This is a genomic window from Synechococcus sp. 8F6 (assembly GCF_002252665.1).
Taxonomy (GTDB): domain Bacteria; phylum Cyanobacteriota; class Cyanobacteriia; order PCC-6307; family Cyanobiaceae; genus Cyanobium_A.
Map to the genome: position 1 here is coordinate 64,578 of NZ_NQKZ01000005.1, position 12,462 is coordinate 77,039.

Below are 12,462 nucleotides of genomic sequence, written 5' to 3' on the forward strand. Positions count from 1 at the left end.
CGACATGAATCAGTAACCCGAGCGGATCTGACGCAACTGAATGCTGCTCAACAGGGGCAAACCGACGGAGAGGGAAGCGGACTTAGGGGGCGGGAGGTACACCAGTTTTTCACTGCTGGTCGGCACCAGCCAGCCCGGGCGCTTCACCGCGCCCAGGTGGTGCTGTTCCAGCAGCGCCGACGATTCCTGCAGCTTGTGCTCCAACACCTGGGAGGCCTCCAGTTGCTGGTAGCTCACACCCCAGCGGTTCTGCCAGTGCAGGGTCAGGGCGCTGAGGGCGAGCATGCAGATGCCGAGGCCCGCCAGGGTGCCGTCGGTGGCGCGGTGGAGGTTGCTGATCCAGGGAGCTCGGCGCTCCAACCTGCGGCCCGAGAGGGAGCCCTGAATCAGCTGAAGGGTGCGCCGCTGAGCCCGTCGGCTGGCGTGTTTCCCCGCCATCAGACGACTTTCGGGAGCCTGCCGGGGCGAGAGGGAGGCAACCAAAGGGACGGCCCGAGCACTGCGCGATTGAACCACCCCTGATGCGAACCAGCAAGGGGACTGGAGCCTTCAACCTGCCAGCAAGAGCAAATTGGCAAAAGTGAGGCCATTCCACAGGCTGTGCATCAACACACTCGCCCCCAGCCTGCCGCTCTGGAGCCGTAGCCAGCCCAGGCCCAAGCCGAGCACAAACAGGGGCGGCAATTCGCCGATGCTGAGGTGGGCAACGCTGAACACCAGGGCACTGATCAGCACGGCCCAGAGGCCGCCCCAGCGCTGGGCCAGCACCGGCAGCAGCACGCCGCGGAACAGGGTTTCCTCAAACAGTGGTGCCAGCACCAGGGCCGTGAAGGCAAAACACAGCAGGGCCAGGGGGTTGGCGCTGGTCAGCACCAGCTCGAGCAGGGGATTGCTGCCGCCAGGATCGCCAACCAACCGCTCCTGAAGCCAGCCCGTCAGGGCCACCAGGGGCAGCACCATCAGCACCTGGACAAGAGCACGGCGCAGGGTGCCGCCCAGTGGTCGCCAGTGCCACTGCAGCCAGCCTCCTAGGGGCCGCGGACCGTGGGACCGCAACTGGCCCCAGAGCAGTGCCAGCGGGACCGCCATCAAACCGAGGTACAGGCCCAGCACCAACACCCCCTGCTGCAGGGCGGGCTGGGCGGCCAGCGGCCCGAGTCCGCCCTGCAGCAGGGGAGCCAGCAGCAGCGGCACCAACAACTCACCCACCACCACAAAGCCACCGGCGATCAGCAGCGTTGCCTCCGCCAGGGTCAGGGGTGGCCCCTGCAGGGGCGCCCGGGCCTGGGCCTTGCCGCGCCAGCGCAGCCAGAGCTCGCGCAGCAGCAGGCCGATGCCCAGCAGCAACAACAGCACCGGCACCACCCCCGTGCCCAACAGGCGCAGCACCGCCGCCCGCTGGGCCGGCTGATCGCTGCAGGCGTCGACACTACCGCCCAGGGCCTGGCAGGCCAAGGCACGGGTGAGGGGCGAGGGGTGCCAGCCCGCCCACAGCCCCTCCGCCGGCCCAGGGGCACGGTTCGCAGGCGGGGCGAGCAGGGCCGCCAGTAGGGGCCGCTGCTCTGGAGGCACCTGCTGTTGCAGATCCAGCAGCCGTTGCCGGCCCGCCTGCTGCTGCCCCGTCTGACCCTGCAGCAGAGCCAGTTGCAGCTGCTGCTCGGGGGCAGGGGGCAGGGGGGCGTCGTTGACCTGCTGCAGGAGTTCCTTTTGCAAGGCCTGGAGCGGCTGATCCCCGGCCAGCAGCGGGCGCAAGTTGGCGGGCAGGGCGGGGGCCGCCAGGGCCGTCAGCTCCCGCTGGCGCAGCTCCAGGGCATTGCCCACCGATGGGCGCTGCAGGCTGTCCACCAGGCCATTGAGCCAGAGCAAGCCACTGAGCACCAGGCTGAGCAGGGCCAGGCCAGCAGTCCACCCTGCGCTCGGACGGGGTTGCGGGGGGGGGCTGGCGTTCAAGCGCAGGCCCTCCGGGGCTTACGAGTGGAGCGATTCTGCCCACACCCCCTCCCATACGATGGGCGGAGAGCAGCGTCAAGCCCGTGCCCCTTCGGATTGTGTTGGTGCGCCATGGGCAGAGCAGCTTCAATGTGGAGCACCGCATCCAGGGCCGCGACGATCTCTCCACCCTCACCGACACCGGCCAGTCCCAGGCCCGTGCCACAGGGGCCGCGCTGCGGGATCTGACCTTCACGGCGGCCTACACCTCGCCGCTGCGCCGGGCCGCCGACACCGCCCAGCTGTTGCTGGCCGAGCAGGGTCAGGGCCTGGTGGCGACGTCCGATGCGCTGTTGCTGGAAATTGACCTGGCCCCCTGGAGCGGGCTGTTGCGCCAGGAGCTGCGCGAGCACCACGCCGAGCTAGAGCGGCAGTGGCGTTTGGCACCGGAACGGCTCGAACTGCAGCGGGCCGATGGCCACACCTACCTGCCTCTGCAGGAGCTGATGGCCCAGGCCCAGCAATTCCGAGAGCAGCTGCTGGAGCGCCATGGGGCTGCAATCACCGACGAGCAGGGTCCACCCCAGACGGTGCTGGTGGTGGCCCACAACGCCATCCTGCGCTGCCTGCTGCTGGCGCTGCTGGATCTGCCCCTGTCCGGCTTCCGCCGGCTGCGGGTCGACAACTGCTCCCTATCAGTGCTCAACCTCAGTGGCGGCGGAGTGCAGGTGGAATCCCTCAACGGGCTGGCCCACCTTGGCGACCCCCTGCCCTCCAAGGGGCCAGGGCCGCGCCTGCTGCTGGTGCGCCATGGCGAAACCGACTGGAATCGCGAAGGCCGCTTCCAGGGGCAGATCGACATTCCCCTCAATGCCACCGGGCGCTCCCAGGCCGAAGCAGCTGGTCGTTTCCTAGCGCCGGTCACGATCAACCGGGCCTACACCAGCTGCATGGCCCGCCCCCGTCAGACCGCCGAAGCGATCCTGGCCTCCCACCCTGGCGTGCCCCTGACCAGCAGCACCGGCCTGGTGGAAATCGGCCACGGGCTCTGGGAAGGCCGGCTTGAGCGGGAGATCGCCGAGGGCTGGCCCCAGCTGCTCGCAGACTGGAAGCGGGCGCCCCAGACGGTGCAGATGCCGGAGGGGGAAACCCTGCAGCAGGTCTGGGACCGCTCCTTGGCCACATGGGCCCGCATCGCCGCCAGCCTCAGCGACGACGAAACCGCCTTAGTGGTGGCCCATGACGCCGTCAACAAAACCATTCTCTGCGGCCTGCTGGGCCTGCAGCCCGCCGACATCTGGGCCATCAAGCAGGGCAACGGTGGCGTCACCGTGATCGACTACCCCGAAGGAGCCGGCGGGCGCCCGCTGGTGGCAGCCATGAACCTCACCCCACACCTAGGCGGCGTGTTGGACCGCACCGCCGCCGGTGCGCTCTGAAATTTGACGCGCCCCCTCTGGCTTCAGCAGGTTCAACTGCTCACAGGGCCAGGCCAGCCCCTCCACCGCGCCGATGCCCTGATCGATGCCAGCGGTGCCCTGCTCAGCTGGGGAGAGCCGGCCGGGCAGCAGGCCGAAGCCCTCGGGCTTTCCCCCACGGCTGCCCAGGGGTGGCTGCTGGCGCCGATGCTGGTGGATCCCCACAGCGCGCTGGAGCAGCCCTGGGATGGGCGGGCTGAGAACCTCACCAGCCTGGCTGCCGCCGCAGCGGCGGGGGGCTACGGCACCGTGGCCCTGTTGCCCTGGTCCAGCCCCTGGCGGGACCGGCCCGAGCGCCTCAACCTCAGCTTCAACCTCAACCCGCCCGGACTGGAGCCGCTGGCCCTGGAGCGCTGGGGCAGCTTCAGCCTGGAGGGGGGCGATCAGGAGCTGGCCCCCCACGCCGATCAGATCACTGCAGGGGCCATCGGGCTGGCCTGCCACGACCAGCTGCCCCCCCTGGCCCTGTTGGAGCGGGGGTTGCTGCTCGGCGAGATGGGCCCGCGGCCCGTGCTGGTGGCACCCAGGGATGGGAGCCTCACCGGTGGAGGCTTCGTGCGCGAGGGCGTCGACGCCCTGCGGGCCGGCTGGCCGCCGGATCCGGTGCTGAGCGAAACCCTGCCTCTGCAGAGCCTGCTCACCCTGGCCGCCAGCCGTTCCGAGGCAGCCCTGCGGCTGATGAACCTCTCCACCGCCGCAGGTGTCGCGTTGCTGCGGGCGGCCCAGCACCGCCCCCTGGCCAGCGTCAGCTGGTGGCACCTGCTGGCCGACAGCAGCAACCTGGATCCCACCGCTGAGGGCTGGCGGCTGCACCCCTCCCTGGGCACAGCGGACGATCGCCACGCCCTGATCACCGCCCTGGCCGATGGCGTGCTCACCGCCGTGGCGGTGCATCACCTGCCGCTTGATGCGGAGGAGCAGCTGCTGCCCCTCGACCAGCGGCGGCCTGGGCTGGCCGGCCACGGCGCCCCCCGCGGACTGGTGCTGCCGCTGCTCTGGCAGGAGCTGGTGGGCTGCCGCAGCTGGCCAGTGGAGCAACTCTGGCAGGCCCTGAGCTGGGGCGGGTCCGCGCTGCTGGGGCTGCCGCCCGAACAGCTCCGCGTGGGGTCGCGCCGCTGGTTGCTGTTCGACCCGCAGCAGCAATGGGCCTGGGAACCAAGCCATTCGCTCTCGCACGCAGCCAACCAACCCCTGGGAGGCCGGACCATCCAGGGTGGGGTGCGCGCTACCGGCTTGACGCCGGCTGATCACTGGAGCCTGTCACCCCCAGCGCCCCTGTCTGGTTGAAGGGATAAAAGCGCCAAAAGGCACGGCCAATGATTTCGTCCTGGGGCAGGAAAGGGCCCCCTGGCCAGAAGCGTCCGTCCCAGCTGTTGGCACGGTTGTCACCCAGGGTGAGCACATGGCCTGGTGGGACCACCGCATTGAGGGTGCGGCAGGGCCCCATCCCCTGGCTGTCCACCGGGCAGTCGTTCTGCACGTAGGGCTCGGGCAGCCGCTGGCCATTGATGAACACATGCCCCCTGGGATCCACCATCACCCGCTCGCCCGGCAAAGCCACCACCCGCTTGATGTAGGCATCGCAGGCGGGGCTGGCCACCCCGGGCAGACTGCCGATCAGAGGCAGATTCACCACCAGGCAGCGCAAGGGGTTGCGGCTGGCACCAGCCGAGAGCACCGGGTCGAAATGGTGGGGAGACTGGAACACCACGATCTCGCCGCGGCGGGGAGCGCGCTGGCGGTAGCTGAGCTTTTCCACCAGCAGGCGATCTTGCAGCTGCAACCCTGGCAGCATCGAACCCGACGGGATGTAGCGGGCCTCCACCAGAAACTGGCGAATGCCCAACGCCACGGCCAGGGTGATCACCACACTGCGCCAGAAGGCCCAGGGGCTTTCAGGTGTCTCCGCAAGGGCCTGAGCGGGAGTCTCGGCGGGGGGCTCAGCCGGCGACGGGGAGGGCTGATCCAGGCTTTCGGGAGTGTTCAACGGGCTGTTCAACAGGTGGGGCCTTCAGAAACGGGAGGACGCTGGGGAAGCAGAGCCCAAGCAGGCCCGGCCGCATCATTGTGTTGACGCAAAGGCCCCCGGGCCCTGCGGAGTCAGGGTCCCCTGGCCAGACTCGGCAGGTTAGGCACTCCACCACCCGCCCGGCTCCATGGCGCGCCCCCGCTGGCAAGCTCAAACCGCTGCGTCGATGGCGGCATCATCGGGGAGCTGGGCGCGGAGCTGGGATCGCTTTGTGGCGGTGTGGGCCAGCCTCAACCTGCTGTGGGTCGCCTTCGACCTCACCTACGTGCCGCTGCGCACCTTCTGGCTGCAGCGCAACCTCTACCCGATCCCCTCGGTGCCGCTGGTGGTGCCCCTCACCGTGATCCCGGATGTCACACCGCTGGTGGATCCGATCAAGGGCATCGAACCGCACCGCGAAACCCAGGCCTACCTCGAGCAATACCGCCAGTTGGATGCGGCCCTGCTGGCCCTGCCCACCGGCCAGGCCCCCCAGGCGAGCCAGGTGATCCTGTTGAACCGCCAGGCCCAGCTCACCGCCCAGCTGATCGACAGCAACCCCTTCCTGGCCTCGGAGGCCTCCGGCACCCTCGAGAAGATCAAAAGCCGCCTGCGTCAGCGGGCCGACCGGGACTCCGCCCGCCAAGCCTCCGCCGTGCTGCTGGATCCGGCCTGGATCCAGAGCAAGGGCTGGATCCAGGAGCGCCGCTTCTGGAACGGCCAGATCCTGCCGCTGGTGGCCACCAATTACTGGCGGTTCATCGATGAAAACGGTCGCCCCACCGACCATTTCTGGCGCATCGACCTGCTGCTGTTCCAGAGCGTCTTCGCCCTGGACATCCTGCTGCGACTGATCCGGCTGCGGCGGCGCCTGCCGGGGCTGAGCTGGGGCGATGCCCTGTTGCGGCGCTGGAGTGACCTGCCCCTGCTGCTGCCCTTCTGGCGCTGGTTGCGGGTGGTGCCGGTGCTGGAGCGGCTGCAGACGTCGGGGCTGGTCAATTTCGAGCCGCTACGGGCCGTGGTTAGTCGCGGCGTGGTGGCACTGCTGGCGGTGGAGCTGTTCGAGGTGCTGTCGCTGCAGATCCTCGACGGCACCCAGGGGGTGATCCGCTCGCGGCGCTGGCCCCAACGGCTGCGTGCCCTACGCAGCCACCAGAGCGTGGCCAGCAGCAGCGATGAGCGGGCGCTGGTGGAGCTGGTGCGCATTTGGGCGCCGCTGCTGCTCAGCCGGGTGGCCCCCCGGCTGGCCCCGGAGCTGCAAGGGCTGTTGGGCTACAGCCTGCGCCAAAGCCTTGATCGCACCGTGGTGCCGCCGCCGCTGCGCCAACTGCAACCCCTGCTGCAGGTGGAAACCGGCATCAGTCGTCAGCTGGCCTCAGGCATGGTCGACAGCCTGCTGGAGCTCTCCCGCAACACCGGCAATCGACTCTCTCGCCGCGACGATGTACAGCTGGACCTGCTGCAGCGCTTCATCGATCGCTTCTGGGAGGAACTAGCGGCGGCCCTTGAGAGCGGGCCCGCCCTGGAGCGTTCCCAGGAGCTCCTCTGCGCCCTGATCGATGGCGCCAAGGGCACTTACCTCAGCCAGATCAACCGGGCCGGCATCGAGGCCCTGATCCAAGAGCTGGATCAATTGATCACCGCCCCGGTCAAACCCGAAGACGTGCAGGCACCTAACCCGGAGCCTGGGCCTCTAGAAGCGCCACCCACTCCGGCTGCTTGAAGCCAGTGAGGATGCGGCCGGCGTCGGTCATCAGGAAGGGCCGCTTGATCAACTTGCCATCAGCAGCCAGAGCCGCGAGGGCCGCCTGATCGTCGAGGGCTTGCACTGCAGCCGCTCCCAGGGCGCGGTAACTCTGGCCACTGGTGTTGAACAGGCGCTGGCGCCCCAGTTGCGCCAAGGCCTGCTCCAGCTCCGCGGAGCTTGGGGGCTGCTCGGTGATGTCGAGGATCTCAGGCTGCAGCTGTCGGGCGGCCAGCCAAGCGATGGCCTTACGGCAGGTGCTGCAACGCGGGTAGCTGTAGAGCTTCAGCGGCCTAGCCCCTGCCAATCAAGGACTTGAGCGCCCCAACCAGGCTGTTGGACCCTTTGCCCACGGCATTGGTGGGCCGGGTGCGCACGGTGACGTCGCCGTTGACGGTGGTGCGACAGCTGAGGCGGAAGTTGGCGGGGCGATCCGCCAGGTACACCTCTTCCACATCGCTGCGGGGGGAAAGGTTTTGGATGCCCTCCACCACCTCCATGACACAGGTGCCGCACTGGCCGAGGCCACCGCAATTGTTGACGTTGTTGAGTCCCTTGTAGGGGTTGATGCCCGCATCAAGAGCGGCCTTGCGCAGGTTGGCCCCCTCGATGCAACCGACCTGCTGGCCTTCCTGTTCAAAACGGATGGTGGGCACGGTCGAGCTGGGGCAAAGTGCGCCGCCCAACTTAAGCCACGCCCGTCCCGATGCCTAGCATCAGAGTCCACGTCTTCAAGCCTTGTCAGCTCCCCTCGGCTACGACCTGATCGTGCAGCAGCTGATCCCGGGATACGCCAGCCTGGCCCGATTGGCGGTGGCCCTGCTGGCGGCTTCACCGCTGGCCAGCCGCACCGGTGCCGGTGTGTTGGTGGCAGGCTGCGGAACGGGGGCTGAGCTGGTGGAAGCCCGGGCCCAGCGCCCCGACTGGCAGCTGACCGCGATTGATCCCTCCGCAGAGATGCTCGCCGCGGCCCAGAAGCGCCTGGGGAGTGAGGGCATCCAGTGGCGTCAAACCACGGTGGAGGAGCTGCAGGCGGATGCCTGCTTCGCCGGGGCCCTATCGGTGCTGGTGTTGCAGTCGTTGCCGGATGACGGCACCAAGCTGGCCTTCCTCACGGCCCTGGCCCGCAGCCTGGAGCCGGGCGGCCAGCTGGTGCTGGTGGATCTGATGGCGCCGGAACGCTCCCCTCTGCAAAACCAGGTGGACGCGGCCTGGTTGGGCTTTCAGCGGGCCAGCGGCTTGGAGGCGGAGCCGCGCGACCTGGAGCCCCTCACCCAGGGGCTCCACCCCATCGGTGAGGCCCGGCTCAACGCCCTGGTCAACGCGGCCGGCTTCAGCGACCCGGCCCGGATCTTCCAGGCTCTGAGCTACGAGGGCTTCCTGCTGCAGCGCCGTCCCTGAGGCCAGGGTCAGCTGGCCTTGGCGGCCTCGATACAGCTCTGCAGCAGGGCCGGCACCGCCTCCAGATCCAGCCAACCGGTGATCTCGGTGACCCGACCCTCCATGTTTTTGTAGGTGCGGAAAAACTCCGCCACTTCCTCAAGCTGGTTGGGCGCGATCTGACGAATCGAGCGGATCTCCTTGTGCCGGAAGCCGGCCTCCGGCACACACAGCAACTTGCCGTCGTGGGCACCGGAGTCGACCATGTCGAGGATGCCGACCGGTCGGGCGCAAATCAGGCAGCCCGCAAAGGTGGGCTCCTCCATGATCACCATCGCGTCGAGGGGGGCACCATCCTCGGCGAGGGTATTGGGCACGAAGCCGTAATCAAACGGGTAGCGCACCGACGAGTGCAACACCCGATCGAGGGCCATCACCCCCGCCTGCTCGTTGTATTCGTATTTATTGCGGCTGCCGGCGGGAATTTCCACCACCAGGTTCACCAGCCCAGGCGCCGGGGAGGCCGGCAGATGGCGCAGATCCATCGAAGCTCGGCGGGATGGGGGTTAACGATCTGCCGGTCACCACCGTGGTCAGTGGCACGACGGCTGTGGCCAAGGCAATCAGGCTGCCCAGGAGCAGCGGTAGGGCTTGGGGGCCCGGACTGAAAGGGTCATCCCCATCGTCGCCCAAGGGCTCCTGACTGGCCAACTGGATCGGCGTGGGGCAGTCGGGCCTAGTGATGGGCCTGAGGGTCGTAGGGGAATCTCGGGAAACACGATCCATGGGGCTGTGGAAGGTGCAGGCACCTCATCCACCAGTAACGACACAAGAGACTTCAACAATTCTGGCACTTTTTCCGCCAGGCGAGTTCCGCCAGGCGAGCGGTCTTGTTCAGGCGGCGGGGCGAGCACCCTGATCGTGCTGATCGCGACGGGCACTGAGGTCGGCTGGGCGACCGTCGAGGTGATCGAGACGGGTGCGGATGACACGCAACTCCTCGAGGATGGCACCGAGCAACTGCTGGGTGGCTGTGGAGGGGGAGTTGAGAACCTCCACCGTGACCTCCTTGATCCGCAGGACGTCGCGGGCGAAGCGAGCCACCTCGTTGGGGTGGAACATCAGCGGATCCTTCTGATCGCTGCGGTATTCCGGATTGAGTTTACGCGGATTGAACGGAGGGTTGAGATTGCGCGGATCGGTGTTGGTGTAGCGGTAGACCGAGGCGCGGGATCGGTTGAGGGCCTTCTGAACCTCGTCAATACCGATCAAACCTTCGCAATCTTTTGACCCCACCTCCGCAGATCCGACCGAAGCGGCTTCCTCCTGCGGTAGTGCCACCTTCTGACCTAATCCCGCTGCACCCAACCCCATTGCATGTGCGGCACCGGGGTGGAGAGACATGAGACGGACCTAGGACAACTGGGATTGGGCGTAGACCTTAGCAGCGGTTGCGAGGCTCCGCTGCAGCGATGGTCACCCTGACGACTGCGTCCCTGGGCTTGGGTCGGTGATAGGTTCCGCGATCCTCTGAAATCTGCGGCCATGCGCGTCTCCCGCCTAATGCTGGTGACGCTTCGCGATGATCCGGCCGAGGCCGAGATCCCTTCCCACAAGCTGTTGCTGCGTGCGGGGTACATCCGCCGGGTGGCCTCTGGGATTTACGCCTACCTGCCGCTGATGTGGCGGGTGCTCCAGAAGGTGTCCCGGGTTGTGCGCCAGGAGATGGATCGGGCCGGTGCCCTCGAAACTCTGCTGCCCCAGCTGCAGCCAGCAGAGCTATGGCAGCGCAGTGGCCGCTGGGCCGGCTACACCGCTGGCGAGGGCATCATGTTTCACCTGGAGGATCGCCAGGGCCGAGAGCTCGGATTGGGACCCACCCATGAAGAGGTGATCACGGCACTGGCCGGCGACCTGCTGCGCTCCTACCGGCAGTTGCCCGTGAATCTCTATCAGATTCAAAGCAAATTCCGCGATGAGATCCGTCCACGTTTCGGGCTAATGCGCGGACGGGAATTCATCATGAAGGATGCCTATTCCTTTCATGCCGATGAAGACTCCCTGCGGCAGACCTACGCGGAGATGGACCAGGCCTACCGCCGCATCTTTGCCCGCTGCGGCCTCCGAGCCGTGGCCGTGGAAGCCGATAGCGGTGCCATCGGCGGATCCGCAAGCCAGGAGTTCATGGTTACCGCCGAGGCAGGCGAGGACTTGATCCTGGCCAGCGGCGACGGCCGCTACGCCGCCAACCAGGAACGGGCCGTGTCGTTGGCACCTGAAGCCGTGGCCCTGCTGGGCGGCGTGCGCGCCGGTGGGCAGGGTGAACCCCTCGCCACCCCTGGGCAGAGCAGCATCGAAGACCTCTGCTCCGCCCATGGCTTCGATCCCACCCAGACGGTGAAGGTGCTGCTGCTGTTGGCCCGCTTCGAAGATGGCCACCAACAGCCCCTATTGGTGAGCCTGCGGGGGGATCAACAGCTCAACGAGGTCAAGCTGGCCAATGCGGTGACCGCCCGAGGCTCCGCCGAGCACGGCGCCTTGCTGGACATCAGCCCCCTCAGCGCCGAAGCAGCCGCCAAGGAAGGCCTGGAGCCCATCCCCTTCGGCTTCATGGGACCCCAGCTGAGCGATGGCGCCCTGGCCGCCGCCCGCAGCTGGTCGCCGCGCTTCCTGCGGCTCGCCGACCCCACCGCCACCGCGCTCGAGGCCTTTGTGTGTGGGGCCAACACGATGGACAGCCACCTGGTGGGGGCTGCCTGGGGATCGCTATGCCCCGCTCCCGAGAGCGTGGATCTGCGGGCCGCCCAACCTGGAGATCGCTGCCAGCACGATCCCAGCCAGCAGCTGGAGGCCAGCCGTGGCATTGAAGTGGGCCACATCTTCCAGCTCGGCCGCAAATACTCGGAAGCCCTCGACGCCCGCTTCACCAACGAAGCTGGCGTTGAGGAAGCCCTGTGGATGGGCTGTTACGGCATCGGGGTCTCGCGGCTGGCCCAGGCGGCGGTGGAGCAGCACCACGACGGCAACGGCATCTGCTGGCCCGTATCGATCGCTCCGTTTGAGGTGATCGTGGTGGTGGCGAACGGGGCCGACCCTGAGCAATCCAACCTCGGCGAACATCTCTACAGCCAGCTGCAGCAGGCCGACGTGGACGTGCTGCTGGATGACCGCGGCGAGCGGGCCGGGGTGAAGTTCAAGGATGCCGACCTGATCGGCATCCCCTGGCGGGTGGTGGTAGGCCGCGGCGCCGCAACCGGCCTGGTGGAACTGGTGGAACGCACCAGTGGCGACAAGCGGGAGCTCCCCGCCAGCGAGCTGCTCGCGGCCCTGCTGCCCAGCCTGGAGAGCCAGCGCCAGGGGCTCCTCTGAGGCGGCTTCTAGGATCAAATCACTTGCATCCCACCCATGGCCGCTGTGCTCGCCCCCTTCAGCCAGCGGCTGAGGCTGCTGATCTCGCGGCTGGCGATCGCCTTGGTGCTCTGCCTGAGCCTGACCCTGACGGCCTGCAGCTCCTCCAGTGGCGGGCTCACGGGCAACTACGTCGACGACACCGTGGCGGTTGCTGACAGCCTCCTGGCCACCCTCAACCTGGGGGCTGATGATCCCGGCCGCGCTGAAGCTGAGACCGAAGCCCGCAGCCTGATTAACGGCTACATGGCCCGCTACCGCCCCCGCAGCGCGGTGAACGGCCTCGGCTCCTTCACCACCATGCAGACCGCCCTCAACTCCCTGGCCGGCCACTACACCAACTACCCGAATCGGCCGGTGCCTGAAGCCCTCAGGGTGCGCATCAGCAAAGAGCTGAAAAAGGCCGAAACCAACGTCGTCCGGGGGGCTTGAGCACTTGGTTCTCGGCGCCTGGACAGCGAGCCGTGCCGTTCCGACTTTGACGAACGGCACCGCGATCTGAGAGGCTCTCGCAT

13 protein-coding genes are annotated in these 12,462 nt (G+C 67.8%); 6 read left to right on the forward strand and 7 right to left on the reverse strand.

The window, feature by feature from the left end; all coding sequences use genetic code 11:
- Nucleotides 1-9 precede the first annotated feature (9 nt).
- Complete coding sequence (locus tag CJZ78_RS05525) at nt 10-483, reverse strand: hypothetical protein (RefSeq protein ID WP_233128524.1); 474 nt, start codon at nt 481-483, stop codon at nt 10-12.
- 66 nt (nt 484-549) lie between these two features.
- A complete protein-coding gene (locus tag CJZ78_RS05530; protein ID WP_233128525.1) occupies nt 550-1,950 on the reverse strand; it encodes a CPBP family intramembrane glutamic endopeptidase in 1,401 nt (466 codons plus the stop codon).
- Nucleotides 1,951-2,033: 83 nt separating this feature from the next.
- Here CJZ78_RS05530 and CJZ78_RS05535 point away from each other — a divergent pair, with 83 nt between their 5' ends.
- Together CJZ78_RS05535 and CJZ78_RS05540 are read left to right on the forward strand one after the other, a co-directional pair.
- Nucleotides 2,034-3,368: a histidine phosphatase family protein gene (locus CJZ78_RS05535; RefSeq protein WP_094559907.1), complete on the forward strand. Its 1,335-nt coding sequence runs from the start codon at nt 2,034-2,036 to the stop codon at nt 3,366-3,368.
- A gap of 3 nt (nt 3,369-3,371) precedes the next feature.
- Nucleotides 3,372-4,694, forward strand: a complete 1,323-nt coding sequence (locus CJZ78_RS05540) for a dihydroorotase (protein ID WP_094559908.1) — start codon at nt 3,372-3,374, stop codon at nt 4,692-4,694.
- Here CJZ78_RS05540 and lepB read toward each other — a convergent pair.
- Entirely contained in the window at nt 4,633-5,406 is a 774-nt protein-coding gene (lepB, locus tag CJZ78_RS05545) for a signal peptidase I (RefSeq protein WP_369802023.1), read from the reverse strand. The two genes, CJZ78_RS05540 and lepB, sit on opposite strands and share 62 nt — an antisense overlap.
- A 157-nt stretch (nt 5,407-5,563) precedes the next feature.
- On the opposite strand from lepB, the gene CJZ78_RS05550 reads away from it, so the two are divergent.
- A complete protein-coding gene (locus CJZ78_RS05550; RefSeq protein WP_233128526.1) occupies nt 5,564-7,138 on the forward strand; it encodes a hypothetical protein in 1,575 nt (524 codons plus the stop codon).
- Here CJZ78_RS05550 and CJZ78_RS05555 read toward each other — a convergent pair.
- Nucleotides 7,089-7,466: a Spx/MgsR family RNA polymerase-binding regulatory protein gene (locus tag CJZ78_RS05555; protein WP_094559909.1), complete on the reverse strand. Its 378-nt coding sequence runs from the start codon at nt 7,464-7,466 to the stop codon at nt 7,089-7,091. The two genes, CJZ78_RS05550 and CJZ78_RS05555, sit on opposite strands and share 50 nt — an antisense overlap.
- Complete coding sequence (locus CJZ78_RS05560; RefSeq protein WP_094559910.1) at nt 7,453-7,815, reverse strand: 2Fe-2S iron-sulfur cluster-binding protein; 363 nt, start codon at nt 7,813-7,815, stop codon at nt 7,453-7,455. The genes CJZ78_RS05555 and CJZ78_RS05560 overlap by 14 nt, the downstream gene beginning before the upstream one ends.
- 82 nt (nt 7,816-7,897) lie before the next feature.
- Between CJZ78_RS05560 and CJZ78_RS05565 the strand changes: the two genes are divergently transcribed.
- The gene (locus CJZ78_RS05565; RefSeq protein ID WP_094559911.1) at nt 7,898-8,560 is read left to right on the forward strand and encodes a class I SAM-dependent methyltransferase; all 663 of its coding nucleotides are present in this window, start codon (nt 7,898-7,900) and stop codon (nt 8,558-8,560) included.
- Nucleotides 8,561-8,568: 8 nt separating this feature from the next.
- On the opposite strand, the gene CJZ78_RS05570 is transcribed toward CJZ78_RS05565, so the two are convergent.
- Entirely contained in the window at nt 8,569-9,084 is a 516-nt protein-coding gene (locus CJZ78_RS05570; RefSeq protein ID WP_094559912.1) for an inorganic diphosphatase, read from the reverse strand.
- 349 nt (nt 9,085-9,433) lie between these two features.
- Nucleotides 9,434-9,913 carry a hypothetical protein gene (locus CJZ78_RS05575; RefSeq protein ID WP_233128538.1) on the reverse strand — a complete coding sequence of 160 codons (480 nt, stop codon included), beginning with the start codon at nt 9,911-9,913 and terminating at the stop codon, nt 9,434-9,436.
- 171 nt (nt 9,914-10,084) lie between these two features.
- Here CJZ78_RS05575 and CJZ78_RS05580 point away from each other — a divergent pair, with 171 nt between their 5' ends.
- Both CJZ78_RS05580 and psb27 read left to right on the forward strand, forming a co-directional pair.
- Nucleotides 10,085-11,908, forward strand: a complete 1,824-nt coding sequence (locus tag CJZ78_RS05580) for a proline--tRNA ligase (protein WP_094559914.1) — start codon at nt 10,085-10,087, stop codon at nt 11,906-11,908.
- Nucleotides 11,909-11,944: 36 nt separating this feature from the next.
- Complete coding sequence (gene psb27, locus CJZ78_RS05585; RefSeq protein ID WP_094559915.1) at nt 11,945-12,379, forward strand: photosystem II protein Psb27; 435 nt, start codon at nt 11,945-11,947, stop codon at nt 12,377-12,379.
- Nucleotides 12,380-12,462: the final 83 nt, after the last annotated feature.